The 25,848-nt window shown below is 73.7% G+C and carries 20 protein-coding genes; 10 read left to right on the top strand and 10 right to left on the bottom strand.

Annotated elements, in window-relative coordinates:
* The first annotated feature begins 149 nt into the window (after positions 1-149).
* Positions 150-803, top strand: a complete 654-nt coding sequence (locus tag LG396_RS17120; protein ID WP_225795403.1) for a hypothetical protein — start codon at positions 150-152, stop codon at positions 801-803.
* A gap of 17 nt (positions 804-820) precedes the next feature.
* Here the strand turns inward: LG396_RS17120 and LG396_RS17125 are convergent, their stop codons facing one another.
* The 3 genes from LG396_RS17125 to LG396_RS17135 form a co-directional block, all read right to left on the bottom strand.
* On the bottom strand, positions 821-1,633 hold the full coding sequence (locus tag LG396_RS17125; protein ID WP_225795404.1) for an APH(3') family aminoglycoside O-phosphotransferase: 813 nt from the start codon (positions 1,631-1,633) through the stop codon (positions 821-823).
* Complete coding sequence (locus LG396_RS17130) at positions 1,630-1,983, bottom strand: VOC family protein (RefSeq protein ID WP_100298205.1); 354 nt, start codon at positions 1,981-1,983, stop codon at positions 1,630-1,632. Before LG396_RS17130 ends, LG396_RS17125 begins: the two co-directional genes overlap by 4 nt.
* A 63-nt stretch (positions 1,984-2,046) precedes the next feature.
* The gene (locus tag LG396_RS17135) at positions 2,047-3,348 is read right to left on the bottom strand and encodes an exo-beta-N-acetylmuramidase NamZ family protein (RefSeq protein WP_225795405.1); all 1,302 of its coding nucleotides are present in this window, start codon (positions 3,346-3,348) and stop codon (positions 2,047-2,049) included.
* Positions 3,349-3,548: 200 nt separating this feature from the next.
* On the opposite strand from LG396_RS17135, the gene LG396_RS17140 reads away from it, so the two are divergent.
* Both LG396_RS17140 and LG396_RS17145 read left to right on the top strand, forming a co-directional pair.
* A complete protein-coding gene (locus LG396_RS17140; RefSeq protein ID WP_225795406.1) occupies positions 3,549-6,056 on the top strand; it encodes a DUF3376 domain-containing protein in 2,508 nt (835 codons plus the stop codon).
* A 293-nt stretch (positions 6,057-6,349) separates the two neighbouring features.
* Entirely contained in the window at positions 6,350-6,700 is a 351-nt protein-coding gene (locus tag LG396_RS17145) for a hypothetical protein (protein ID WP_225795407.1), read from the top strand.
* A 44-nt stretch (positions 6,701-6,744) separates the two neighbouring features.
* Here LG396_RS17145 and LG396_RS17150 read toward each other — a convergent pair whose 3' ends face one another.
* The 7 genes from LG396_RS17150 to LG396_RS17180 all read right to left on the bottom strand — a co-directional run bounded on the left by LG396_RS17150 (position 6,745) and on the right by LG396_RS17180 (position 17,646).
* Positions 6,745-7,380, bottom strand: a complete 636-nt coding sequence (locus LG396_RS17150) for a LutC/YkgG family protein (protein ID WP_225795408.1) — start codon at positions 7,378-7,380, stop codon at positions 6,745-6,747.
* 67 nt (positions 7,381-7,447) lie between these two features.
* Positions 7,448-8,911, bottom strand: coding sequence for a lactate utilization protein B (locus tag LG396_RS17155; RefSeq protein ID WP_225795409.1), 1,464 nt, complete (start codon positions 8,909-8,911; stop codon positions 7,448-7,450).
* Between the two features lie 50 nt (positions 8,912-8,961).
* Positions 8,962-9,678, bottom strand: a complete 717-nt coding sequence (locus LG396_RS17160) for a (Fe-S)-binding protein (protein ID WP_225795410.1) — start codon at positions 9,676-9,678, stop codon at positions 8,962-8,964.
* The gene (locus LG396_RS17165; protein WP_225795411.1) at positions 9,657-11,213 is read right to left on the bottom strand and encodes a rhamnulokinase; all 1,557 of its coding nucleotides are present in this window, start codon (positions 11,211-11,213) and stop codon (positions 9,657-9,659) included. The genes LG396_RS17160 and LG396_RS17165 overlap by 22 nt, the downstream gene beginning before the upstream one ends.
* Complete coding sequence (locus tag LG396_RS17170; protein WP_225795412.1) at positions 11,210-13,270, bottom strand: bifunctional aldolase/short-chain dehydrogenase; 2,061 nt, start codon at positions 13,268-13,270, stop codon at positions 11,210-11,212. Before LG396_RS17170 ends, LG396_RS17165 begins: the two co-directional genes overlap by 4 nt.
* Positions 13,258-14,415: an L-rhamnose isomerase gene (gene rhaI, locus LG396_RS17175; RefSeq protein WP_026276235.1), complete on the bottom strand. Its 1,158-nt coding sequence runs from the start codon at positions 14,413-14,415 to the stop codon at positions 13,258-13,260. The genes LG396_RS17170 and rhaI overlap by 13 nt, the downstream gene beginning before the upstream one ends.
* Before the next feature lie 45 nt (positions 14,416-14,460).
* Positions 14,461-17,646: an alpha-L-rhamnosidase gene (locus LG396_RS17180; RefSeq protein ID WP_225795413.1), complete on the bottom strand. Its 3,186-nt coding sequence runs from the start codon at positions 17,644-17,646 to the stop codon at positions 14,461-14,463.
* A 209-nt stretch (positions 17,647-17,855) separates the two neighbouring features.
* Here LG396_RS17180 and LG396_RS17185 point away from each other — a divergent pair, with 209 nt between their 5' ends.
* The 7 genes from LG396_RS17185 (at position 17,856) to LG396_RS17215 (ending at position 25,814) form a co-directional block, all read left to right on the top strand.
* Positions 17,856-19,367, top strand: coding sequence for a sugar ABC transporter ATP-binding protein (locus tag LG396_RS17185; protein WP_037729981.1), 1,512 nt, complete (start codon positions 17,856-17,858; stop codon positions 19,365-19,367).
* Complete coding sequence (locus LG396_RS17190; protein WP_225795414.1) at positions 19,364-20,404, top strand: ABC transporter permease; 1,041 nt, start codon at positions 19,364-19,366, stop codon at positions 20,402-20,404. Before LG396_RS17185 ends, LG396_RS17190 begins: the two co-directional genes overlap by 4 nt.
* Positions 20,401-21,384, top strand: coding sequence for an ABC transporter permease (locus LG396_RS17195; protein WP_018836283.1), 984 nt, complete (start codon positions 20,401-20,403; stop codon positions 21,382-21,384). Before LG396_RS17190 ends, LG396_RS17195 begins: the two co-directional genes overlap by 4 nt.
* Before the next feature lie 76 nt (positions 21,385-21,460).
* Positions 21,461-22,534, top strand: coding sequence for a rhamnose ABC transporter substrate-binding protein (gene rhaS / locus LG396_RS17200; RefSeq protein WP_018836284.1), 1,074 nt, complete (start codon positions 21,461-21,463; stop codon positions 22,532-22,534).
* A complete protein-coding gene (locus LG396_RS17205; RefSeq protein ID WP_018836285.1) occupies positions 22,534-22,869 on the top strand; it encodes an L-rhamnose mutarotase in 336 nt (111 codons plus the stop codon). Before rhaS ends, LG396_RS17205 begins: the two co-directional genes overlap by 1 nt.
* Positions 22,870-22,879: 10 nt before the next feature.
* Entirely contained in the window at positions 22,880-24,346 is a 1,467-nt protein-coding gene (locus LG396_RS17210; protein WP_225795415.1) for a BNR repeat-containing protein, read from the top strand.
* Positions 24,347-24,368: 22 nt separating this feature from the next.
* Entirely contained in the window at positions 24,369-25,814 is a 1,446-nt protein-coding gene (locus tag LG396_RS17215) for an L-fucose/L-arabinose isomerase family protein (RefSeq protein WP_225795416.1), read from the top strand.
* The last annotated feature ends 34 nt before the right edge of the window (positions 25,815-25,848 follow it).

The following is a 25,848-nucleotide window of genomic DNA, read 5'->3' on the forward strand; positions in this document are numbered from 1 at the left end:
CCAGTCTACTGACCAGCGCCGTCCCCGCCCCCGGCCGCGCACCCGCTCCGTACGGCCGGGGCCGTCCGCCCGGGGTCGTTGCGGGCGGGCGGCGGCACACTGGTCGGTACGGGTGACACGCGAACCGCGACCGAGGAGCTGACGGGGTTGTGTTTCTCCACCGGCGACGGGAACGGGCCGACGGCGACGCGCACGAGCAGCCCCCGCGCGGGCGGACGCCGCGGGGCTCGCGGCTGATCGTGGCGGGCGCTGCCGTGGCCGGGCTGCTGCTGGTCAGCGGGGTGTGGGCGGTGCTGGGCGAGGACGAGCCGAGTCCGGGCGTGCCGGTGCCCGGTGCGGACCTGGTGCACTTCGCGTCCGGTCACGGATACGAGCCGGTGCGTACGGTGCTGCGCTCGCGTGCCGACGTCGCCGCCTTCGAGGAGCGCTTCCCGCCCGCCGCCGAGGTCGGCAAGGACGGCGGTGACGGCGGTGACGGCGGGGACGGCGGGGACGGCGAGGACCGGGGCGGGCCCGCCGGGCCGGTCGCACCCGCCGGGCGGGACTTCGGGACCGAGGCGCTGGTCGCCTTCGTCTGGAGCACCGGGTGCACCAGCGCGGACTCCGCCGACCTGCGCAGCTCCAAGGAACAGGGCCTGTTCGCGGTGCCCGCCGACACCACGGAGTACCGGAAGTGCGCGGAGCCCTGGGACGCGCTCGCGGTGTTCGCGGTGCCGCGGGAGTGGGCCCCGCACGGCGTCGAGCTGGCGGGCGGGCCGCCGGACCCGCCCGGGCCGCCCGCCGCGGCGGCGGACGAGTCCTGACGGGGTGTGACGGAGCGTCAGAAGAACTCGTCCAGCAGGGTGTAGAACGCCATCCGCGCCGGGTCGGCGGCGATGCGGCCCGCGCCGGCCGCGCCGTACGCGCGCAAAAACAGCTCGGCTGCCGCCGGGCCGTGCTGCGGGTTCAGGTCCTCGTCCGAGAAGCTGCGGACGGCCAGCGCGAGGTCCTGGTGCCGGTCGGCGACGCCGAGGCGGCCCAGGTCGATGACGCCGGACACCTCCATCGTCGCCGGGTCGACCAGCACGTTCGGCGCGCACAGGTCGCCGTGGCAGACGACCGGGTCCTCCGTCGCCGGCCTGGTGCGCTCCAGTTCGGCGAGGAGCCCGGCGGCGCTCTCGCCCCGCCGGCCGTCGTCGAAGTCCTCCTCGTCCACGAGGCCGGCGGCGACCGCCGCGCCCGCCAGCGGCACCGTCACCGCCAGGTCCCGGGCGAACGGGCAGCCGTCCACGGGCAGTTCGTGCAGCCGGCGGGTGAACCGGGCCAGTGCCCCGACGGCCCCGGCGCGCAGCTCACGCGGCCACGGCCCGGCGAGCGAGCGACCCGGCCGCGCCTTCGTCACCAGCCACGTCGTCCCGTCCGCGGCCCCGGCGTCGACCACCTCGGGCGCGGGCAGCCCCTGCGCGCGCAGCCAGCGGGTGCAGGCCGCCTCGTGCCGCAGATCGGCGCCGGGCTCGGGGTGCTGCCCCTCCGCGGCGGTCTTCACGAACAGGTCGCCGGGTCCGCTGAGCCGCCACACGCCCGCGCCCGACATGCCGTCGGTCACCGGCTTCCACTCGTACGCGGCGTACCGGGCGCGCAGTTCCGCCGTCAACGCTTCTCTTCGAAGACGCAGAACTCGTTGCCCTCGGGGTCGGCCATCACGTGCCAGTCGATCTCGTCGTCGCGGCGGCGGAGCAGCCGCGCGCCCAGCGCCTCGAACTCCGCCGGGTCACCCCACACGTCGAGGTGCATCCGGTTCTTGCCCGCCTTCTCCTCCGGGACGGGGTTGATCCAGATCAGCGGGCCGCGCCCGGCCGGGTCGTGGATGGGCACCGGCCACTCGGCGGGCCGCTGCCCGTCCGGGTCCTCCCGGCGGGCGTAGCCGATGGCGGTGCACCACCAGTCGGCGAGCGCCTGGTGGTCCCGGGCGTCCAGCGCGAGGTCCTTGAAGCGTGCGGGCATGCGGGTGATCCTAGCCCCGCGTCCCGCCTGCGGCACGTGAGCAACCCGCCCGCCCGGGTGCCCTCAGCGGTAGAGCAGATAGCGCCGCCGGCGGCGGGTGAAGGCGGCCAGTTCGTCCTTCCAGGCGGCCACCACCTCGGCCACGTCCCGGCCCTCGTCGATCATCGTGCGCATCCGCGGCGAGCCCGACAGCTTGTCGATCCAGAACGGCCGCTGCGGGTCCCAGCTGTCCTGCCGCCAGGCGAACTCCGGGTAGCGCGCGGCCTCGACGAGCATCGCCACCGCGGCTGTCACCGGCTCGTAGCGGCGCCGGTCCGTGACGTGCACCTGCACGCCCGCGCACGTCTCGCCCGGGTACTTGCCGAACGTCGGCACGAAGTACGCCTCGCGGAACTCCACCCCGGGCAGTTCGCGGGCGTTGAGCCGGTCGCTGTAGTGGTAGTCCAGGTAGGGCGCGCCGATCCACTCGAAAGGGCGCGTGGTGCCGCGGCCCTCGGAGAGGTTGGTGCCCTCGAAGAAGCAGGTGCCCGCGTACGCCAGCGCCGTGTCGGCGGTCGGCATGTTCGGGGACGGCGGCACCCAGGGCAGGTCGCCGTCCTGCGCGTACGACTCCGGGTCCCAGCCCCGTACCCGTACGACCTCCAGCTCCACCCGGCCGCCGGAGCCCTCGTCCGGCAGCAGTTCGCCGTTGAAGTAGCGGGCCAGCTCGCCGACCGTCATGCCGTGCTGCTGGACGATCGGCTTGAGGCCCACGCCCGACGTGAAGCCCGGGGTCATCATCGCGCCGTCGGCGCGGCGGCCGATCGGGTTGGGGCGGTCCAGGACGACGAAGGCGGCGCCGGTCTCCCGGGCGGCGACCATGGCGTTGTACATCGTCCAGATGTACGTGTAGAAGCGCGCGCCGACGTCCTGGATGTCGAAGACGACGGTGTCCGCGCCGGCCTTGGTGAACAGCTCCGCCATCTTCGCGGCGTTCGCGCCGTACGCGTCGTAGACGGTCAGGCCGGTGCGCGGGTCGATGGTCTCCGGCTCGGCCTCCCCGGCCTGCGCGCTGCCGCGGAAGCCGTGTTCCGGGCCGAAGACGCCGGCGATGTCGAGGGTGCCGGAGGCGTGCATGGAGTCGACGACGTGGCGGGTGTCGCGCAGGACGCCGGTCGGGTTGCTGACGATGCCCAGCCGGCGGCCGCGGAGCATGGACCAGTCCTGCGCGGCGGCGGCGTCGGCGCCGGTCAGCAGCGCGGCGGGGCGCCCGCCCGCGCGGGTGCGCGCGGCGGCGGGCGCGGCGCCGGCGAGCAGGGGGACGGCCGCGCCGGCGGCGGTGCCCGTCAGGAGCGTACGGCGGGACGGTGCGGAAGGTCTCGGCATGGCGCAGAAGCTAACCGACGGCGGGGGAGGGGAACAGGGGCGCGGCCGGTTGCCAGTGGTGTACATCTCTGATGGCCTCAGGCGACTGCGTCCCGGCACGGGCAGGCCCACCGCCCCCCGGGGGCCATCCGGGTGCCACGCGCCCCCGCCCGGCGCAGCACCGCGCGCCGGGCGCCGGTGGCCCGGCCTACGGTCGCCACATGGCGCCCGCAACGCCGCACAGCGAGCCGAGCCCTGCCCCGCCGACCACGCCGCCCGCGTCGAGCCCGTCGGGCGGCACTCAGACACGCGTCGCCCTGGTGATGAACGGCGGGGTCAGCCTCGCCGTGTGGATGGGCGGCGTCACCCACGAGTTGGACCTGCTGTGCCAGGCGTCGCGAGGGGACCGCAGGCGCGTGCCGACCGGCAGGGACGCCGGGGTCCTGGCGCTCTGGCGCGAGCTGACGGACCAGGCGAGGAGCGAGTTCCTGGTGGACATCGTCTCCGGCACCTCGGCGGGCGGCCTGAACGGCCTGATCCTGGCCACCGCGCTGGGCCGCCGGGCGGCGCTGCCGCGCCTGCGCGATGTCTGGGAGCGGTCCGCCGCCCTGGAACAGCTCCGGGGAAACCCCTCGGAGCCCAGCCTGCTCAGTGGCCACGCCTTCCGCAAGAAGATCGGGGACGAGGTGCGGCGGATCGGCGAGAGCGACGCGGGCGTGAGGCCGCCGCAGCCGGTCACGCTGTTCGTCACGGCCACCGCGCTGGACGGGCTTCCACGCTCCTACACGGACGGCTTCGGCAACCACTTCGACGTCCGCGACCACCGCCGCCTCTACCGCTTCGCATGCGAGAAGACCCTGCGCTACGTGAAAAGCGGCGACGGTGACCGCGACCGCGAGGAGCGATGCGACGAGCCCGGCGCGACCTGGCGATACACGCCCCACGAGGTGAACGACTTCAACCGGCACAGGACCGACCACCTGGTCACGGCCGCCCGGGCCACCGCAAGCTTCCCCGTCGCGTTCTCGCCCATCAGCGAGCAGTGCCTGATCGACAACCGGGAGATTCCCCGACTCCTCCGCAACGACCGGGCCAGTTGCGTCATCGACGGCGGCATCCTCAACAACGCCCCCTTCCTGCCGGTCCTTGAGACGATCACCCGGCGTCCGCTCGCGAACAAGCCCGTGCGGCGAGTGCTGGTGTTCGTCGTCCCGACGGCGGGGCGGCTCGGACGGGAGAAGGCCGGCGCCGAGCAATGCGAGGACACCCCGTGGTGGGAGGTCGGGATCAGCGGCATGAGCTACCGAAGCGAGGCGGATCTGCGATCCGGCACGGAGGAGGTCCACCGGCGCGTCGCGGGAGACGCGAAGGACACGCAGCTCGAGCTGTTCGAGCGGGCCCGCTTGGACACGCGCCTGGCCGGCACCCTCATGGACATGGCCGGCAGGGCGCTGCCCGAATACCGCCGCAACCGCGTCCGGGGCGTGCTGGCCGAGCTCCGCAGGGAACTCGCCGACGCACGGTCGGTCACCACGCTGGCGCGCGGTCCGGAGCCGGCCTCCGGCCCCATCGAGGCGATCCTGAACGGCGATCCCCTCTGGGTGCCGCGCAACTTGGCACAGGAGCTGTCCCAGCCCTGGGCCGATGGCTGGCGCTGGGGACTGGCCACCTGCGAGCGCGTCCTGCAGAGCCTCCAGGACAACCTGCGGGATCTGCCCCGCGCCCACATCGAGCTGAGCCATAAGCAGCGCAAGGCGCTGGCCCGCGGCGCCACGCAGGTCAGCGGGTGGCTGACGAAGGCGCTGGCCGTCAACGCCGCCGTCCGCGACGAGGTGCGGCGGCGCGTCCCGGCCGAGCGCGCCGACGCCCTGCCCGACGAGGAGGCGGCCGAACTCATCCAGCAGACCTTCACCCTGATGCGGATCCCCCAGGAACTCGGTGTCCTCGTAGCCGGGGCGGCGCGGGACTACACCGAAGCACTCCGGGCGGCGGGGCAGGGCGGCTGGCAGGACGCGACGGGCGCCGTGCAGGCGTGCCTGGCCGTCGACGTCCTCACCCGCGCCTTCGCCTCGCCGCAGGCCATGGTCGAATCCCTCGGCCCGGGCTTCGACTTCCTGCGGCTCGGGCCCGACGCCATGAGCCCGCTGTTCAACGAGGACAGGTTCGCCGACATCGGCGCCCGCAAGCTGTACGGGCTGCGCTTCGGGCACTTCGGCGCCTTCGTCCACGCCCCCTGGCGCGCCTCGGACTTCACCTGGGGACGCCTGGACGCCGCCCACCACCTGCTGCGCCTGTTCGGCCTGCCCCCCGCCGAGCGCCGGTCGTGGGAGGAACGCCTCCACGACGCGATCCTGCGCGCCGAGGCACCGGAGGGCGAGGACCACCGTGACTGGATGTACCGCCACCTGCACCAGTTGCGGGAGCCGACGGACAACGGACTGCTGCGGGAGCTCAAGAAGGACCGGAAGACCGCCGGCAGCGCCTGGCGGTCCCTGCGCCGGGTCACCAGGGAGTCGCTGCGCCTGCTCCCCCTGCGCCCCCGGGCCCTCCTGGCCGTCCGCGCCCTCACCAAGCCCATGCGGAACGCCGCGTGGCGCGCGTACCTGAGAGACCCGCGCACCGTGCGGAACCGCGTGAAACGGGCGGCGTACGCGACGATCACCACGCTGGCCCTGGTGGTGCTGCTGCTCGGCGGGGTGCTCGGCTGGGCCCTGGAGCGGATCACCTGAGAGCGCCAAGCCGTCTCGCCGGGATGCGGCGGAGGAAGAACTCGCCCGCCAGGTGATGCCGTCCCATAGTCGAGTTGCAGAAGATTCTTGTCGAGGGAGCCAGGAACGCCCTGGGGGAGAGGACGGAGAGAGCCGCGGAATTCTCGCTGAGCCTCACCTCGTGCGACCACCACAGCTGCGGTGGCGGAGGGCTCCCGAGGTAACGGCTCCGGCGGCTTCCGGTCGGATCCCTCCGGAGCCCGGCTCGCATGCCACCACCGGGGGGATCGTCCGACCGGAAGAAGACGGGAACGATGCACGACTGGGCACTCGTCAACGCCTACACCCGCTACCATCCCCGATGGTTCGAGAATTCTTCCCGGTATACGCCCACCGGCGAGTATCTCGACGTCTACCGCGCGGTGGTGCCACCCGACTGGGAGCTGGGGGAAGGGGCCGGTTTCCCGGGCGAGCAGGTCGTCAGGGAGAGCGCGGACTTCGCGACCGGCACGGCCGGTGTCGCCCTCTTCCTCGACCGCCTGCTCGGGAGCGGGACCGGCCGCCGTGACAACTTCAACTTCGTCGTGGACGAACTCCTGCCCGGCTACGGCACTGCACGGACGTGGAGATCGACCGGCAGCACACCGCGAGCGCTCCTCTGGTGACACTTCGCCGCAGCTTCGGGAGAACAGGGCCGACTGACGGGGTGTCAGACCGTGGCGAGCACGACCTCCAGTGTCCGCGGCCCGTGCACGCCCTCCACCCGGTCCAGCTCGATGTCGCTGGTCGCCGAGGGACCCGAGATCCACGTCAGCGGCCGGGCCGGGTCCAGCCGCTCCATCGCCTGCGGCAGCGAGTCCACCACCTGCTCCGGGACGCGCACCACGCACACGTGGTGGTCCGGGATCAGCGTGATCCGCCGCCGGCCCTGCCCGGGCCCGGCGTCCAGCACGAGCGTGCCGGTCTCCGCGACGGCCAGCGCGCAGCCCGTCAGCACGCTGTCCACGGCGTCCAGTTCCCGCGCAGTGCTCGCGGCCCGGTCGGGTACGCGGTCGGCGTCGACCGCCGCCGTCCAGGCGGGCGGCAGCCCGTCCGGTACCAGCAGGGTGCGCGTGCCGCGCTCGGCGAACAGCCGCGCCAGCAGCCCCGGCAGACCGCCCGTGTCCGTGCGGTGCACCAGGGCGCGGTAGTCGGCGAGGTTCTCCGCGAGCAGGTCCACGGACTCGGCGGGGGAGCGGTCGCCGTGCACGCGCAGGTAGTCGCGCGGCACCGCCGGCTCCGGGGTGCCCGCGGCGTCGCGGGTGGCGGCCCGTACCCGGGCGAGGATCGTCTCCCTGCTGCTCACCGCGTTCCCCTCACGTTCTGGCGCGCCGCGCTCCGCCGCGGGCCGGCGGCGCGTACCGGCCGATCCGTCACGATCCCGCTCCCCGGGTCCGCCGCCACCACGCGCGGAACGGCTCCTGCGGCACCGGCGGCAGGTCGCGCGTCGCCGACCACGCCTTCCCCGGCCCCGGCAGCCGGCGGGGGTGCAGCCTGCGGGTGCCCGTCGTGGCGCGCAGCGCCGCGCCGTAGGCGCGCGGGCGGTCCATCGTCCAGCGGGCCGCGCGCATCGCCGCCCGCTCCGCGGCGTGGCCCTTCGCCGGCTTGATCACGGCCTTCGTGCCGCGCACCGTGTACGTGCCGCCCTCCGCGACCCGCGTGCGCAGGTGCACCAGCACCTCGGGGATGTCGATCGCGACCGGGCACACCTCGTAGCACGCCCCGCACAGCGTCGAGGCGTACGGCAGCGAGGCGTCCAGCGCGCTTGCCGTGCCGCGCAGCTGGGGGGTGAGGATGGCCCCGATCGGACCCGGGTAGGCGGAGCCGTACGCGTGCCCGCCGGCGCGCTCGTAGACGGGGCAGACGTTGAGACACGCCGAGCACCTGATGCACCGCAGCGCCTGCCGTCCCACCTGGTCGGACAGCGTGTCGGTGCGTCCGTTGTCCAGCAGGACGAGGTGGAAGTCCCGCGGCCCGTCGTCCTCGGCCGGCCCGCTCCAGGTGCTCGTGTACGGGTTCATCCGCTCGGCGGTCGAGGAGCGCGGCAGCAGTTGGAGGAAGACCTCCAGGTCCCGCCAGGTCGGCACCACCTTCTCGATGCCGACGACGGAGATCAGCGTCTCCGGCAGCGTCAGGCACATCCGGCCGTTGCCCTCGGACTCCAGCACCACCATCGTGCCGCTCTCGGCGACCATGAAGTTCGCGCCGGAGACCGCCACTTTGGCGCCGAGGAACTTCTCGCGCAGGTGCAGCCGCGCCGCCTCGGCCAGTTCGGCGGGCCGATCGCCGAGCCCGGCGGGCGCGGGGCGGCCCCAGTCGGCCATGCGGTCGCGGAAGATGTCGCGGATCTCGCCGCGGTTCTTGTGGATGGCGGGGACCAGGATGTGCGACGGCAGGTCGTCGCCGAGCTGCACGATCAGCTCCGCGAGGTCCGTCTCGTACGCGCGGATGCCCGCCTCCGCCAGCGCCTCGTTCAGCCCGATCTCCTGCGTGGCCATCGACTTGACCTTGACGACCTCGTCGGCGCCGGTCTCCCGGACCAGCCGGGTGACGATCGCGTTGGCCTCCGCGGCGTCCACGGCCCAGTGCACGTGCCCGCCCGCGGCGGTCACCGCCGCCTCCAACTGCTCCAGATAGCGGTCCAGGTGGCGCAGCGTGTCGTCCTTGATGGCGGCGCCCGCGGCGCGCAACCGGTCCCAGTCGGGCAGTTCGGCGACGGCCGCGGCGCGCTTGCCGCGGATGGTGTGCGTCGCGTGGGTGAGGTTGCCGCGCAGGGTGGCGTCCTCGGTGGCCGCCACGGCGGCCTGCGGGAAGGCCGCCGGGCGGGTACGCGGCATGCCGAGGAACGTACGGGGGGCGCGGGCCCTCTCGCCTTCGCGGGCGCCGGTCACCGGACGTCCCCCTCCGTGCTCGCCAGGATCTCCGCTATGTGCACCGGCCGGACCGGCGAGCCGCGGCGCGCCAGCGTACCGCCGATGTGCATCAGGCAGGAGTTGTCCGCCGCGCACACGGCCTGCGCGCCCGACTCCTCCACGTGCCGCGCCTTGTCGGCGCCCATCGCCGCCGAGACCGCCGGGTTCTTCAGCGCGAACGTGCCGCCGAAGCCGCAGCACTCGTCCGCGCCCTCCAGCTCGCGCAGCGTCAGCCCCTTCACGTGCGTCAGCAGCTGGCGCGGCCGGTCGCCGAGCCCCAGCATCCGCAGTCCGTGACAGGTCGGATGATAGGTGACCGTATAGGGGTAATAAGCCCCGACGTCAGTCACTTTGAGCACATCGGTGAGGAACTCGGTCAGCTCGTACGTGCGCGGTGCGACGGCCGCCGCGGCGGGCTCGCCGAGCCGCGGGTAGTTGTCGCGGACCATCGCCGCGCACGAGCCGGACGGCGTCACGACGTACTCGTAGCCGGCGAAGACGTCCGCGTACCGGCGCGCGAGCGGCCGTGTCTCGCGCCGGTACCCGGTGTTGAACTGGACCTGCCCGCAGCAGGACTGCGCGAGCGGGAAGTCCACCGCGACCCCCAGCCGCTCCAGCAGGGTCACGACCGCGCGCCCGGTGTGCGGATAGAGCGTGTCGTTGACACACGTCACGAAGAGTGCAACGCGCATTCCGCTTCCTCCCAGACCGATCCGTCGCCGCTGGGTTCATACTCCCGCAGCGGCTGCGTTCTGTGAAGCAGAGATCGGAGGTCTGAAAGAGTGCCGTCGATCACGCCGGCCGCCCGCGCCTGGACGAGGACGTTGCCGAGCGCCGCCGCCTCGACCGGCCCCGCGACCACCGGCAGCCCGCAGGCGTCCGCCGTCAGCCGGCACAGCAGACCGTTGCGCGCGCCGCCGCCGACGACGTGCACCACGCTCACCGTACGGCCCGACAGCCGCTGGGCATCGGCCACGGCGCGGCGGTGCGCCAGGGCGAGCGAGTCCAGTACGCAGCGCACCGTCTCCGCCGCCGAGCGCGGCTCCGGCCGCCCCGCCCGCCGGCACGCCGCCGCGATCCGCTGCGGCATCCGGCCCGGTGCGAGGAACGCCGGGTCGGCGGCGTCCACGTACGAGCGCAGCGGTGGCGCGGTGGCGGCGCCGGCCAGCAGGGCGTCCAGCTCGTAGCCGTGCCCCTCGGCGTCCCAGGCGCGCAGGCACTCCTGGAGCAGCCACAGGCCCATGATGTTGCGCAGGTAGCGCACGGTGCCGTCCACGCCCAGCTCGTTGGTGAAGTTGGCGGCGCGGCTCTCCTCGGTGAGCACCGGCGCGGCCAGTTCGACGCCGGCCAGCGACCAGGTGCCGGTGGCGATGTACGCGAAGTCCTCGCCCCGCGCCGGCACGCCGACCACCGCCGAGGCGGTGTCGTGCGAGCCGACCGCGGTCACCGGCACGGGACCGGTCAGGCCCGTCTCCTCCAGCACCGCGGGCAGCAGCCCGCCCGCCGGGTCGCCGGGCCGGCGCAGCGGCGGAAAGAGCCCGAGGTCGACGCCCGCGGCCTCGGCGACGCGGCGCGAGAACGCGCCCGTGCGCGGGTCGACCAGCGCCGTGGTGGAGGCGTTGGTCAGCTCGGTGCCGGCCTCGCCCGTCAGCCAGTACGCGACGAGGTCGGGGACGAGAAGCAGTTGCCGGGCGGCGGCCAGCGCGGGGGTGCCGCGGGCGGCGAGGAGCTGGTAGACGGTGTTGAACGGCAGGTGCGCGAGGCCCGTCGCCCGGTACAGCTCGTCCGCCGGCAGCACCGCGGCCAGCTTCGCCGCCATCCCCTCGGTGCGCGTGTCGCGGTAGTGCACCGGGTTGCCGATCAGCGCGCCGGAGGCGTCGAGCAGGCCGTAGTCGACGGCCCAGGAGTCGATCCCGGCGCCGGCGAGCCGGCCCCCCGAGCGCCGGCCGGCCGCGCGCAGGCCGTCGAGCACGCCGCCGTAGAGCGCCAGGACGTCCCAGTGGAGCGTCCCGGCCAGCCGGACGGGGCGGTTGGGGAACCGGTGCACCTCCTCGATGTGCAGCTCGCCGCCGCCGGCGCGGCCGAGCATCACGCGCCCGCTGGCGGCGCCGAGGTCGACGGCCGCGAACGGCAGCGAGTCCCGGCCGCCGGCCGGGCCGCCGCTCCCGCCGCCCGTCGCGCCGCCGCCTTCGCCGCCGCCCGCCGCCGGCCCGTACGCCCCGCTCACCGCAGGAACGCTGCCGCCACGCCCGCGTCCACGGGGATGTGCAGCCCGGTCGTGTGGCTCAGCTCGCCGGCCGTCAGCGCGAACACCGCGTTCGCCACGTGCTCCGGCAGCACCTCCCGCTTCAGCAGCGTCCGCTGCGCGTAGAACTCGCCGAGCTTCTCCTCCGGCACGCCGTACACCGCCGCCCGCTTGGCGCCCCAGCCGCCGGCGAAGATGCCGGAGCCGCGCACGACGCCGTCGGGGTTGATGCCGTTGACGCGTACGCCCAGCTCGCCCAGCTCAGCGGCCAGCAGCCGCACCTGGTGCGCCTGGTCGGCCTTGGCCGCCCCGTAGGCGATGTTGTTCGGCCCGGCGAACACGCCGTTCTTCGACGCGATGTAGACGATGTCGCCGCCCATGCCCTGCGCGGCCAGCACCCGCGCCGCCTCGCGGGAGACGAGGAACGAGCCGCGCGCCATGATGGCGTGCTGGGTGTCCCAGTCCGCCGCCGTGGTCTCCGCCAGCGGCTTGGAGACCGAGATGCCGGCGTTGTTGACGACGAGGTCCACGCCGCCGTACGCGAGCGCCGCGGCCCGGAACGCCGCCGCGATCTGCTCCTCGTCGGTGACGTCCACCACCGCCGCGACGGCCCTGTCGGGCCCGCCCAGCTCCGCGGCGACGGCCTCGGCGCCGGCGGCGTCCCGGTCGGCGACGACGACGCACGCGCCCTCCGCCGCCAGCCGCCGGGCGATGGCCCGCCCGATGCCGGAGCCCGCGCCGGTGACCAGCGCCACCCGGGCCGCCAGCGGCTTGGGCGGCGGCATCCGGCGCAGCTTGGCCTCCTCCAGCTCCCAGTACTCGATGCGGAACTTCTCCGCCTCGGGGATGGGGGCGTACGACGAGACGGCCTCGGCGCCGCGCATCACGTTGACGGCGTTGACGTAGAACTCGCCGGCCACCCGGGCGGTCTGCTTGTCCTTGCCGAAGCTGAACATCCCGACGCCCGGCACGAGGACGATCGCCGGGTCCGCGCCGCGCATGGGCGGCGAGTCCGGGGCGGCGTGGCGCTCGTAGTAGGCGCGGTAGTCCTCGCGGTACGCGGCGTGCAGCTCCCCGAGCCGGGCGACGGCCTCGTCCAGCGGCGCGTCCGGCGGCAGGTCGAGGACCAGCGGGCGGACCTTGGTGCGCAGGAAGTGGTCGGGGCAGGAGGTGCCGAGGGCGGCCAGCCGCGGGTGGGCCTCGCGCGCCAGGAAGTCCAGCACCGCGTCGGAGTCGGTGAAGTGGCCGACCTGCGGCCGGTCGGCGGACGCCAGCCCGCGGACGGCCGGCGCCAGCGCGGCGGCCCGCGCCCGGCGTTCGGCCTCCGGCAGCGGCCCGTAGCCCTCGACGAGCGGGCCGAACGGCTCGGGCCGCCCCTGCTCGGCGAGGAACCGCTCGGCGGTGCGGATGATCTCCAGCGCGTTGCGCTCGCACTCGTCGGAGTCCGCGCCCCACGCCGTGATGCCGTGGCCGCCGAGCACCACCCCGATCGCCTCGGGGTGCGCCTCGTACACGGCTGCGATGTCCAGGCCCAGCTGGAAGCCGGGCCGCCGCCACGGCACCCACACCACCCGCTCGCCGAAGCACCGCCGGGTCAGCTCCTCGCCGTCCGCGGCGCAGGCCAGGGCGATGCCCGAGTCCGGGTGGAGGTGGTCGACGTGCGGGGCGCCGACCAGGGCGTGCATGGCGGTGTCGATCGAGGGCGCGGCACCGCCGCGGCCGTGCAGGCAGTAGTCGAACGCGCCCACCATCTCGTCCTCGCGACCCACCCCCGGGTACGTGCCCGTCAGCGCCCGCAGCCGGTCGAGGCGCAGCACCGCGAGGCCCGCGGCGGTCAGCGTGCCGAGGTCGCCGCCGGAGCCCTTGACCCACATCAGCTCCACGTCGCCCCCGGTCACCGGGTCGGTCGCGATGCCCTTCGCGGAGGCGTTGCCGCCCGCGTAGTTGGTGTTGCGCGGGTCCGCCCCCAGCCGGTGCGCCCGCGCGAGCAGGGCGGCCACCGGGTCGTACGCGCCGGGCCCCCCGCTCACGCGCCCCACCCGGCCTGCGTGCCGCCGACGCGCTCCGCGACGATCCGCTCGGCCCACCCCGAGCGCCGGTAGGCGGTCACCGGGTCCGGATCGAGGCCCATCTCCTGGCGCACCTCGGCCAGCAGCGGCCGCACGTCGGTGTTGTAGGCGTCCATCAGCACGGCGTTGGCGCCCAGCACGTCGCCCTCGCGCTGCGCGGCGGCCAGCGCGTCGCGGTCGACGAGCAGCGCCTTGGCGGTGGCCTCCTGGACGTTCATCACCGAGCGGATGATCGCGGGGATCTTCGGCTCGATGTTGTGGCACTGGTCGAGCATGAACGCCACGTCCGGGCCGAACCCCCCGCCCCGTACGACCTCGTACATGAGGCGGAAGAGCTGGAAGGGGTCGGCCGCGCCGACCATCAGGTCGTCGTCCGCGTAGAAGCGCGAGTTGAAGTCGAAGCCGCCGAGCTTCCCCTCCCGCAGCAGCACCGCGACGATGAACTCGATGTTCGTGCCCGGCGCGTGGTGCCCGGTGTCCACCACCACCTGCGCCCGGTCGCCCAGGCGCAGGCAGTGCGCGTACGCCGTGCCCCAGTCCGGCACGTCCATGTGGTAGAACGCCGGCTCGAAGAGCTTGTACTCCAGCAGCATCCGCTGCCCCTCGCCGAGGCGCTCGTACACCGCGGCGAGCGCCTCGGCCAGCCGGTCCTGGCGCTCGCGCACGTCGTCCTGGCCGGGGTAGTTGGTGCCGTCGGAGAACCAGAGCTTCAGGTCCCGCGAGCCCGTGGCGTCCATGATGTCGACGCACTCCATCAGGTGCGCCAGCGCCTTGCGCCGCACCGCCGGGTCCGGGTGGGTGACCGAGCCCAGCTTGTAGTCGTCGTCCTGGAAGACGTTGGCGTTGATCGCGCCGAGCCGAAGGCCCCGCTCCTTCGCGTAGGCCGCGAGCGCCGCGTAGCCCTCGGCGCCCTCGACCCGGTCCCAGGGGATGTGCAGCGCGACGACCGGCGCCACGCCGGTGTGCTCGTGCACCCGGGCGGCGTCGTCCAGCTTCTCCTGGGGCGTGCGCGGCACCCCCGGCTGCGCGAAGACCTTGAAGCGTGTGCCTGAGTTGCCGTACGCCCAGGAGGGTGTCTCTATTGCCTGGGACTTGAGAGCCGCTTTCACGGTCATCGCGAAGCCTTTCCGCGCGGGGTGTCGCTGTCGTGTGGGGTGTGGTCAGTTGGCGAAGCGGTGCGTGCCCGCACCCGCGGCGAAGACGGCGCAGCCGTCCTCCATCCGCAGGAAGCGGGCGCGGCCGTGGGAGACGTCCGCCGCGGACCGGGCCGGGACCCAGACCTCGGCGGTGGTGTTGAAGGGGAGCGTCACGTCCAGCCGCAGCCGGCCGTCGCTTTCCTGCCAGTCGGTGGTGACCGGGCCGTAGAGCGTGCTGAGCCTGCCGCGCGCCCGGTCGACCTCGCCGCCGGGGCGGGGCCGGATCAGCAGCTTGCGGAAGCCCGGCTCGGCGGGGGCGATGCCGGTGATGTGGCGGTACATCCACTCGCCGACGCAGCCGTAGGCGTAGTGGTTGAAGGAGTTCATGCCCGCGTCCTGGAAGGAGCCGTCGGGCTTGATGGAGTCCCAGCGCTCCCACATGGTGGTGGCGCCGTTGGCGATCTGGTAGCCCCAGCCGGGGAACGTGTTCTGGTGCAGCAGCCGGTACGCGACGTCGGTGTGGCCGGTGGCGGTCAGCACCGGCAGCAGCCGGGGGGTGCCGAGGAAGCCCGTCGACAGGTGCCAGTCGCGGGCCTCGACGAGCGCGACGAGGCGGTCGGCGGCCGGGCCCCGGGCGTCCTCGGGCAGCAGGTCCATGGAGAGCGCCAGGACGTACGCCGTCTGCGTGTCGCCCTTGATCCGGGCGCCGCCCTGGGAGACGTACGCGGCCGTGAACGCCTCGCGGACGGCGCCGAAGAGCGTGTCGTACGGGGCCGGGTCGCGGCCGAGGACGCGGGCGATGCGGGCGACGAGGTCGGCGCTGTGCGCGAAGTACGCGGTGCCGATGACGTCCTTGGGGGTCTCGTCCTGCGTGTTGAGCCAGTCGCCGTAGCCGGCGGCCGGGCGCAGGTAGCCGTTGCTGTTGCGCTTCAGGTACTCCAGCCACTCCAGCATCGAGTCCCACGACTGCTCCAGCACCCGGGTGTCGCCGTACGCCTGGTAGAGCGCCCACGGCACCGTGGTACCGGCGTCGCCCCAGCCGGCGACGCCCTTGCCCACGGGGCCGATCCACGGGGCGACGTCGGGGTACGCGCCGTCGGTGTCCTGGTCGTCGCGCAGGTCGTACAGCCACTTGGTGAGGAAGCGCGCGGACTCCATCGTGTACGAAGCGGTGGGCGCGAAGACGTTGATGTCGCCGGTCCAGCCGAGGCGTTCGTCGCGGGCCGGGGTGTCGGTGGGCACCGAGAGGAAGTTGCCGCGCTGGCCCCAGGTGATGTTGGAGTGCAGCTTGTTCAGCGTCGCCACGTTGGTCTCGAAGTCCATCGTGAACGGCGCGGCGGTGTGCATGACCCGGCCGGTGACCGCGCTCTTCTGCGGCGTGCCGGGGTAGCCGGTGACTTCGACGTAGCGGAAGCCGTGGAAGGTGAACCGCGGCTCGTAGACCTCGCCGCCGTCCGTGCCGCGCAGGGTGTACGTGTCGGTGGCGCGGGCGGTGCGCAGGTTGGCGGTGTAGAGGGTGCCGTCGGGGTTGAGGACCTCGGCGTGGCGCAGCGTGACGACCGTGCCGGCCTCGCCCTCCACCCGCAGCCGGACGGCGCCGACCATGTTCTGGCCGAGGTCGAAGACGAACACCCCGGGCGCGGGCTCGGTGACCTCCCGCGCCGGCAACTCGCTCTCCACCCGGGTCGGGGCGTCGACCTGCGCGACGACCATCGTGCCGCCGGAGTCGGCGGCCTCGGCGGGCCGCCAGCCGGAGTCGTCGAAGCCGGGCGCGGTCCAGCCGGGGGTCTCCAGGCGGGCGTCGTGGTCCTCGCCGGCCATCAGGTCCGCGGCCGTGACGGGGCCGCCGGCGCCGCGCCAGCCGGTGTCCGACAGCACCCGCTCGACGCTGCCGTCGGCGTACGTGACCTCCAACTGCGCCAGCAGCGCGGGGCGTTCGCCGTAGTGGTGCGGGCCGAACCAGCCGAGGTTGCCCGCGTACCAGCCGGCGGCCAGGTCGACGCCGATGGCGTTGGCGCCGGGCCGCAGCAGTCCGGTGACGTCGTACGTCTGGTACTGCACCCGCTTGTGGTAGTCGGTCCACCCGGGCGCGAGTACGTCCTCGCCGACCCGGCGGCCGTTGAGGTGCGCCTCGTACAGGCCGAGGGCGGTGGCGTACAGCCGCGCGCGGACGATGCGGCGCGTCGGCAGCCGGAACTCGTGCCGCAGCCGGGCGGCGGGCAGGGAGACGGGGACGGCGACCTCGCCCCACGGGCCCGCGCCCCAGGGGGCGAGGACCTTGGCGGCGGCCCAGGCGGCGTCGTCGAAGTCCGGGGCGGTCCAGCCGGCCGCCGGCTCGGCGTCGGCGGACTTCCAGCCGGCGTCGGTGACGAGGGTGGTCACGCCGTCGGCGGTGGTGAGTTCGAGGGCGCCCAGCAGCCCGGCGGGGCCGACGGCGCCGTTGGTGGCGGAGACGGCGACCACCGCGGTGCCGGCGGTGAGCAGGCCGGTGACGTCGACGACGTCGGGGCGGTTCCAGGCGGTGCCGGCGGCGACCTCGGTGCCGTCGACGTACGTGGTGTGGTTGTCGTCCGCGGCCACCACGAGCCGGGCCCGGGTGACGCCCTCGGGGATGTCGAGCCGGGCGCGGAACCAGCGGGTCTCGGCGGGGGCGCTGGAGGCGGGGTCGCCCTCGGGGAACCAGATCCACGAAGCGCCGGTGATGTCGGGCGCGTCGGTCGGCAGGTCGGGCGCGGCGATCCACTTCGCCGCCCACTCCTCGCCGCGCAGCCCGGTCTCCCACCAGGTGGGCTCGCTCCAGTCGGAGGCGGCGCCGTCCTGGTCCCAGACGCGGACCGTCCAGTGGTAGCGGGTACGGGGCTTCAGCTCCGGCCCGCCGTACGGCACGAGGACCGAGTCGGCGGAGGCGACCTTGCCGCTGTCCCACACGTCGGGGTCGCCCAGCTTGTTCGGGGCGGTGGCCACCCGCACCTGGTACGCGCTCTGCGTCCCGCCCGGCGCGCCGTCCGCCACCGGCCAGCTCAGCCGGGGGCGGTCGACGTCCAGGCCGAGGGGCCTGCTGACGTACTCGGCGGTCGGCAGGGTCACCTCCGCGTCCCGGACCGCACCACTCCCGGCGGCGGTGGCAGCGCGGGCGGCGGGTGCGGCGCCGGTGGCGGCGGCGGTGCCCAGGGCGGTGGCGGTGCCGAGGAGTGAACGTCTGCTGATCACGGGGTCCTCCGGGGGACGGCGCGAGCATGAATCGTTTCAGAGCACGAAGTTAGGGAGGCGGTGAAGCCATGTCAAGGGCCCGCGAAGAACGTGAGGTTGTCCGGAAACTTTCCATGTCCGACCCATTGACGGGCCTGTTGGGGGAGGTCTAGCTTCCGTGAAAACTCATTGAAACCTTTCACGAAATGCCGACCGCAACGGTGCTGACCATGACAGAAGTGCCCGTCCTGGCCGCGCGCGGCCTGAGCAAGTCCTTCGGGGCCGTACGCGCCCTGCAGGACGTCTCCCTCACGCTGCACGCCGGCGAGGCGCACGCCCTCGCCGGCGAGAACGGCGCGGGGAAGTCCACCCTCATCAAGATCCTCGCCGGCGTCCACCGCCCCGACGCGGGCCGACTGCTCCTCGACGACGCCCCGGTGAGCTTCCACGGCCCGGCCGACGCCCGCGACGCGGGCATCGCCGTGATCTACCAGGAGCCCACGCTCTTTCCCGACCTGTCCATCGCCGAGAACATCTTCATGGGCCGCCAGCCCCGCCGCACCCTGCGACGCATCGACCGCGCCTCGGTCCACGACGCGACCGCCGCGCTCATGCGCCGCCTCGGCGTCGACCTCGGCCCCGACCGCCCGGCGCGCGGCCTGTCCATCGCCGACCAGCAGATCGTGGAGATCGCCAAGGCGCTGTCGTTCGACGCCCGCGTCCTGATCATGGACGAGCCGACCGCCGCGCTCACCGGCAGCGAGACCGCCCGTCTCTTCGCCGTCGTCGAGGCGCTGCGCGCCGAGGGCGCCGCCGTGCTGTTCATCTCCCACCGGCTGGAGGAGGTCTTCCGGCTCTGCCGCCGCGTCACCACGCTGCGCGACGGCCGCTGGATCGCCACCGACGAGGTCGCCGCCCTCACCGAGGACGACCTCGTACGCCGTATGGTCGGCCGCGACCTGGACGAGCTGTACCCCAAGCAGGACGCCGAACTGGGCGAGACGGCCCTGTCCGTCAGGCGGCTCACCCGCGAAGGCGTCTTCCACGACGTCTCCTTCGACGTCCGCCGCGGCGAGATCGTCGCCCTCGCCGGACTCGTCGGCGCCGGCCGCAGCGAGGTCGTCCAGGCGGCGTTCGGCGTCGACACCCCCGACGCCGGCGAGGTGCACGTGGCCGGCCGCCCGCTGCGCCGCGGCTCGCCGACCGCCGCCATGGACGCGGGCGTCGCCCTCGTTCCCGAGGACCGGCGGCAGCGCGGCCTGGTCATGGAGATGTCCATCGAGCGCAACATCGGCCTCACCGGACTCGGCAGCCTCGGCTCCGCCGGGCTCGTCAAGCGGACGCTGGAGCGCGGCCGGGCCGCCGACTGGGCAGCAAAGCTGCGGTTGAAGTACGGACGCCTCACCGACGACGTGGGGGTGCTGTCCGGCGGCAACCAGCAGAAGGTCGTGCTCGCCAAGTGGCTGGCCACCGAGCCGTCGGTGCTCATCGTGGACGAGCCGACCCGCGGCATCGACGTCGGCACCAAGGCCGAGGTGCACCGGCTGCTCTCCGAACTGGCCGCGGGCGGGCTGGCCGTCCTCATGGTCTCCTCCGACCTGCCGGAGGTCCTCGGCATGGCCGACCGCGTCCTCGTGATGCACGAGGGCCGGCTCGTCGCCGAGATCCCGCGGGCCGAGGCCACCGAGGAGTCGGTGATGACGGCGGCGACCGGCCGCGGCGCCAAGGAGGCGGCGGCATGAGCGCGACCGTACAGAAGACCGACCCCGCCCCCGCCGCCGGCGACGAGCGCTCCGCACGCTCGTTTGTCGACCTGGTCTTCCGCGCCCGCGAACTCTCCATCGGCGGCGCCCTCGTCCTGCTGATCCTGTGCACCTGGATCGCCAACCCCGGCTTCCTCGACGACCAGGGCGTCGAGGACCTGCTGCTCAACTCCTCGATCCTGGTGCTGCTCGCCGTCGGCCAGTCCGTCGTCGTCATCACCCGCAACATCGACCTGTCGGTCGGCTCCGTCGTCGGCCTGACCGCCTTCGCCTGCGGCGACTTCGTCTCCGGCACCGACCACAGCGCGTTCGTCGTCGTCCTCCTGGGCATCGCGCTGGGCACCGCGTGCGGACTGGTCAGCGGGCTGCTGGTGAGCTTCGGCAAGGTGCCGGCGCTGGTCGTGACCCTCGGCATGCTCTACGTCATCCAGGGCCTGGACTACTGGTGGGCGGGCGGCGAGCAGATCAACGCCGCCAACCTCCCCGACGACGTCCTCTCGCTGGGCACCGGCGACGTCCTCGGCATCCCGTACCTGCCGCTGATCACCGCCGCCGTCCTCGCCGGCACCGCGTACTACCTGCGCTCCTACACCGGCGGCCGGGAGCTGTACGCCATCGGCTCCAACCCCGAGGCCGCGCGGCTGGCCGGCATCCCCATCCGCCGCCGCGTACTCGGCGCGTACGCCTTCTCCGGCGCCATCGCCGGCTTCGCCGGCGCGCTGTGGCTGGCCCGCTTCGGCACCGTCGTCGCGGACGCCGCCAACGGCTGGGAGCTGACCGTCGTCAGCGCCGTCGTCGTCGGCGGCGTCGCCATCACCGGCGGCGTCGGCTCCGTCTGGGGCGCCGCGCTCGGCGCCGCACTGCTCACCACCATCGGCAGCGCGCTGGTCGTGCTCAAGGTCAGCTCCTTCTGGCAGCAGGCCATCACCGGCGTGCTGCTGCTCGCCGCCATCACCACCGACCGCATCGTGCAGCGGCGCACCACCAGCGCGCTGCGGAAGAGGAGGCGGCCGTGAAGTCGCTCGGCACCTACCTGCGGTGGGACACCGCCGTCGGCATCCTGCTGATCGCGGTGTTCCTGGCCGGCACCTCGTCCACCGACGGCTTCGCCTCCACCGGCAACATGTCCGCCGCGCTCAACGACACCGCCGAGATCGCCCTCATCGCGCTGCCGATGACGCTGCTCGTCGTCGCCGGCCAGGTCGACCTGTCCGTCGCCTCCATGCTCGGCCTGTCCAGCGCGCTCGCGGGCTCCCTGTGGGACGCGGGGTACGCCTTCGAGCTGATCGTGCCGGTCTGCCTGCTCGCCGGCGCCGCCGGCGGGCTGCTCAACGGCTGGCTCGTCACCCGCGTCGGGCTGCCGCCGCTGGCCGTCACCATCGGCACCCTCACCCTCTACCGGGGCCTGGCCTCGGTGGTCCTCGGCGACAAGGCCGTCGCGGGCTTCCCCGACACCTACTCCCGGTGGGCCTCCTCCACCGAGACCGTGCCGGGCACCTTCGTGCCGTACCCCATCGCGCTCTTCGCGGTCCTCGCCGTCCTCGCCGCCGTGCTGCTGCACATGACCGGCTTCGGCCGCTCGCTGTACGCCATCGGCGCCCAGGAGGACGCCGCGTGGTTCGCCGGCATCCGCGTCAAGCGCATCAAGCTCGCGCTCTTCGTCGTCTCCGGCCTGATGGCGTCCTTCGCCGGCATCGTCTACACGCTGCGCTACGGCAGCGCCCGCGCCGACAACGGCCTCGGCCTCGAACTCGTCGTCATCGCCTCCGTCCTCCTCGGCGGCGTCGACTTCAACGGCGGCAAGGGCACCCTCGGCGGCGCCGTCGCCGGCGTGCTCCTCATCGGCCTGCTCAACAACCTGCTCACCCTCAACGACGTGGCGAACGAGATCCGCGTGATCGTCACCGGGCTGCTGCTCATCGCCTCCGTACTCGCCCCGCGCGCCGTCTCCGCGCTCGCGGAGCGCCGCAGCCGCCGCCTCGCGGCGGCCCCCTGACCCCCGTCCCCACGGCACCGACCCTCCGACCCCCGCTCCGCGGACCCGCGGAACCGAACGCGAAAGGTTCACCCGCATGCGTAACAAGAGCCGCACCCTCGCCGCGACAGCCGCGCTGTGCGCCCTCACCCTGGCGGTCGGCGCCTGCTCCGGCACCACCAAGGACGACGCGGAGAGCGACGCCAAGGAACAGGTCTCCGACGCCACCGCGAACCCGGACGCGCCGCTGGAGAAGGGCCTGAAGATCGCGTTCCTGCCCAAGCAGATCAACAACCCGTACGAGCAGATCGTCGACGAGGCGGGCATCGAGGCGAGCGCGGAGTTCGACGCCGAGGCCAAGGAGGTCGGGCCCTCCGACGCCAAGGCGTCCTCGCAGGTCTCGTACATCAACACCCTCGTCCAGCAGCGCCAGGACGCCATCCTCATCGCCGCCAACGACCCCAACGCGGTCTGCGGCCCGCTGAAGACGGCCATGCAGCAGGACATCAAGGTGGTCGCCTACGACTCCGACACCGCCAAGGACTGCCGCCAGCTCTTCATCAACCAGGCCAGCTCGGAGGAGATCGGCCGCAGCCAGGTGCAGCGCATCGCGGAACAGCTCGACCACAAGGGCCAGATCGCCATCCTGTCGGCGACCCAGAACGCGACGAACCAGAACACCTGGATCGACTTCATGAAGGACGAGCTGAAGAAGCCCGAGTACAAGGACATGGAGCTGGTCAAGGTCGCCTACGGCGACGACGACGACCAGAAGTCCTTCCAGGAGACCCAGGGGCTGCTCAAGGCGTACCCGGAGCTGAAGGGCATCATCTCGCCCACCACCGTCGGCATCGCCGCCGCCGCCCGCTACATCAGCTCCTCCGACTACAAGGGCGAGGTCGTCCTCAACGGCCTCGGCACGCCGAACCAGATGCGCAAGTTCATCAAGGACGGCACCGTCGAGGAGTTCTCCCTCTGGGACCCCAAGGACCTCGGCTACCTCGGCGCCTACGCCGCCGCCGCGCTGGCCTCCGGCCAGATCACCGGCAAGGAGGGCGAGACGTTCGAGGCCGGCCGGCTCGGCGAGTACACCGTCGGCAAGGACGGCGAGGTCATCCTCGGCCCGCCGACCGTGTTCGACGAGAAGAACATCGACGAGTACGACTTCTGATGGCCGGCGCAGGACCGCGCCGCGTCTGCTTCCTGCTGAAGGTGCGCGCCGACCGGCTGGCGGAGTACCGCGAGCGGCACGCGGCCGTCTGGCCGGACATGCTCGCCGCGCTCTCCGCCGCCGGCTGGCGCAACTACTCGCTCTTCCTGCGCGACGACGGCCTCCTCGTCGGTTACCTGGAGACGCCGGACTTCGCCGCCGCGCAGGCGGCGATGGCCGCGAGCGACGTCAACGCGCGCTGGCAGGCCGAGATGGCCCCGTTCTTCGAGGCGCTCGACGGCGCCGCGCCGGACGCGGCCCTGCGCCCCCTGACAGAGGTCTTCCACCTCGACTGAGGACCCCCACATGAGACTGCTCTCCCGCCCCCTCGTGAAGCCCGCGCTCCTGGCCGCCGCCCTGCTGCTGACGGCGACCGTCGTTCCTGCCGCCGCGGCGGACCCCGGCCCCGCCGCGGCGGCGGGTCCGCCGCCGGCACCCGGCCCGTCGCTGACCCGGATCGCCGACACCGAACTCGACCCGGAGGCGGTCTTCTTCGTCTCGTACGACGGCCTGGTCAACAACAGCTCCTTCACGAAGAGCGGCATCCTCACGCACGAGCGCCACCAGTACGCGGCCTGGTACACCGCGGACCGCAGCGCCGTCGTCGCCCGCCGGGCGCTCGGCGAGCGGGAGTGGGAGACCGTCACCCTGGACCACCGGCTGAAGTACGACGACTCCCACAACGTCATTTCACTCGGCGTGTCCGCCGCCGACGGCCGGCTGCACGTCAACATGGACTCCCACTCCGACGGCTTCTTCTACCTCAAGTCCGCGCCGGGCCTGATGAGCCGGCCGAAGGCGCACGAGTGGAACGCGGACGCCTTCGGGCCCGTGCAGACCTCCCTCGACGGGCTCGCGCTCACCGACCGCTTCACCTACCCCCAGTTCGTCGCCACCCCCGCAGGCGGGCTGCTGCTCAGCTACCGCGACGGCGTCTCCGGCAACGGGCGCAACGCCCTGGCCGCGTACGACGGGAAGCGGTGGCGGGCGCTCGGCCAGTGGTCCGGCAGCACCGGCACGTACACCACCGCCCACGGCAGCAGCACCGCCCGCAACATGTACCTGCACGGCATCGACTACGGCCCCGACGGCACCCTGCACGCCTTCTACACCTGGCGCGAGCAGAACACCGCCGTCATGTGCGCCCCCGGCGGCCTCAGCAACCACGACACCGGCTACGTCCGCTCCACCGACGACGGCCGCACCTGGACCAACGCCGCGGGCGAGGCCGTCGGCACCACCGGCGGCACCGACCTCGTGTCGTTCGACGACCCCGGCACCGTCGCCGACCCGCTGAACGCCGACCACGCGCTGATGAACCAGGAGCACCAGGCCACCGACTCCGCCGGCCGCCCGCACGCGCTCATCAGCTACGTCCCCGGCCGCTTCGGCCAGTGCGCCACGGACTACGTCGCCGACCGCAGGGCGAACGCCCGCGCCTTCCACGTCCGCCGCGACGACGCGGGCCGCTGGCACAAGACCGAGATCCCGGTGCCGCTGGAGTCCACCCAGCGCTCCAAGCTCGCCTTCGACCGCTACGACAACGCCTACGCCGTGCTGCCCTACGGCCGCGTCGCCGCCGCCTCCGCCGCCTCCGGCTGGACCGACTGGAAGGTCCTCTTCGACGGCGCGGGCCTCGACGCCTTCGGCGAGGTGATCCTGGACGAGACCCGGCTCGCCCAGGACGGCGTCCTGTCCTTCATGTACCAGCAGAAGTCCACCGGTACCACGCCCTCGCCGCTGCGCACCGTGGACTTCGCCCTGCCCCGCTAGGCGCAACCGCAAGGAGCCACCCATGACGACCGCACGCACCCCCGCCACCGCCCGCCGGCCCCGCATCGGCCTGGTCGCGGGCGGACTCGGCGCGTACTGGCCGCAGTTCCCCGACCTGCTGCCGCAGCTCGAGCGCTCCGCCGCGCGGGTCGCCGAGCGGATGGCCGGCTTCGACGCCGAGGTCGTCGACGTCGGCTTCATCTCCGACGCCCCCGAGGGCGCCGCCGCGGCGGAGAAGCTGCGCGCCGCGGACTGCGACCTGATCGTCGGCTTCCTCACCACGTACATGACCGCGACGATGCTCGTGCCGGTCGCGCAGCGCAGCGGTGCGCCCGTCCTGCTGATCAACCTGCAGCCCACCGAGGCGATGGACCACGCCGACTTCGACACCGGCCAGTGGCTCGCCTACTGCGGCGCCTGCCCGCTGCCCGAGATGGCCAACGCCTTCGAGCGCTGCGGCGTCCCCTTCCGCTCCGTCTCCGGGCATCTGGAGGACGAGCGGGCCTGGGCCCGGATCGGCCGCTGGATCCGGGCGGCGGGGGTACGCGCCGTGCTGCGCGGCGGCCGGCACGGGCTGATGGGCCACCTCTACCCGGGCATGTACGACGTCTCCACCGACCTCACCATGGTCACCGCGAACCTCGGCGGCCACGTCGAGGTGCTGGAGTTCGACGACCTGCGGGTACGGGCCGAGAAGGCCGGCGACGCCGAGGTGGCGGCCAAGCTCGCCGAGACCCGCGAGGTCTTCGACCTCGACGCGACCGTCGACCCGGACGACCTCGCCTGGGCGGCGCGGGTGTCGGTCGGCCTCGACCGGCTCGTCGCCGACTTCGACCTCGACTCCCTCGCGTACTACCACCGCGGCCTGGACGGCGAGACGCACGAGCGGCTGGGCGCCGGCATGATCCTCGGCGCCTCGCTGCTCACCGCCCGCGGCATCCCCGCCGCCGGCGAGTACGAACTGCGCACGTCGCTCGCCATGCTCGTCGCCGACCGGTTGGGCGCCGGCGGCTCGTTCACCGAGATGCAGGCGCTGAACTTCCGCGACGGCGTGGTGGAGATGGGCCACGACGGGCCCGGGCACCTGGCGATCAGCGAGGGCCGGCCGCTGCTGCGCGGCCTCGGCGTCTACCACGGCAAGCGCGGCTGGGGGGTGTCCGTGGAGTTCGACGTACGGCACGGGCCGGTCACCGCCGTCGGCCTCGGCCAGACCCGCGACGGCCGCTACCGGCTCATCACGTCCGCCGGCACCGTCACCCCGGGGCCGCTGCTGGCCATCGGCAACACCACCTCGCGCGTCGACTTCGGCCGCGATCCCGGGGAGTGGTGCGACGAGTGGAGCGCGAGCGGCGTCGGCCACCACTGGGCGCTGGCGACCGGGGACCTGCGGCCCGAGCTGCGGGCGCTCGCGGACCTCGCAGGACTGGACCTGGTGGAGGTCGCCGGGACCGGCGAAGGCCATGCGTAGCATGAGCGACGGGCCGCGGCCGGGGCGCGCCGCG

This window comes from Streptomyces aculeolatus (genome assembly GCF_020400605.1).
GTDB lineage: Bacteria > Actinomycetota > Actinomycetes > Streptomycetales > Streptomycetaceae > Streptomyces > Streptomyces aculeolatus.

What these genes read in the sequence shown, in the direction of transcription:
- LG396_RS17130 (WP_100298205.1), bottom strand. Translation starts at nt 1,983, where the DNA reads ATGCCCGCACGCTTCAAGGACCTCGCGCTGGACGCCCGGGACCACCAG.
- LG396_RS17205 (WP_018836285.1), top strand. Translation starts at nt 22,534, where the DNA reads ATGGCCGGCGCAGGACCGCGCCGCGTCTGCTTCCTGCTGAAGGTGCGC.
- LG396_RS17140 (WP_225795406.1), top strand. Translation starts at nt 3,549, where the DNA reads ATGGCGCCCGCAACGCCGCACAGCGAGCCGAGCCCTGCCCCGCCGACC.
- LG396_RS17135 (WP_225795405.1), bottom strand. Translation starts at nt 3,348, where the DNA reads ATGCCGAGACCTTCCGCACCGTCCCGCCGTACGCTCCTGACGGGCACC.
- LG396_RS17215 (WP_225795416.1), top strand. Translation starts at nt 24,369, where the DNA reads ATGACGACCGCACGCACCCCCGCCACCGCCCGCCGGCCCCGCATCGGC.
- LG396_RS17155 (WP_225795409.1), bottom strand. Translation starts at nt 8,911, where the DNA reads ATGCCGCGTACCCGCCCGGCGGCCTTCCCGCAGGCCGCCGTGGCGGCC.
- LG396_RS17160 (WP_225795410.1), bottom strand. Translation starts at nt 9,678, where the DNA reads ATGCGCGTTGCACTCTTCGTGACGTGTGTCAACGACACGCTCTATCCG.
- rhaI (WP_026276235.1), bottom strand. Translation starts at nt 14,415, where the DNA reads ATGACCGTGAAAGCGGCTCTCAAGTCCCAGGCAATAGAGACACCCTCC.
- LG396_RS17145 (WP_225795407.1), top strand. Translation starts at nt 6,350, where the DNA reads ATGCACGACTGGGCACTCGTCAACGCCTACACCCGCTACCATCCCCGA.
- LG396_RS17190 (WP_225795414.1), top strand. Translation starts at nt 19,364, where the DNA reads ATGAGCGCGACCGTACAGAAGACCGACCCCGCCCCCGCCGCCGGCGAC.
- LG396_RS17210 (WP_225795415.1), top strand. Translation starts at nt 22,880, where the DNA reads ATGAGACTGCTCTCCCGCCCCCTCGTGAAGCCCGCGCTCCTGGCCGCC.
- rhaS (WP_018836284.1), top strand. Translation starts at nt 21,461, where the DNA reads ATGCGTAACAAGAGCCGCACCCTCGCCGCGACAGCCGCGCTGTGCGCC.
- LG396_RS17185 (WP_037729981.1), top strand. Translation starts at nt 17,856, where the DNA reads ATGACAGAAGTGCCCGTCCTGGCCGCGCGCGGCCTGAGCAAGTCCTTC.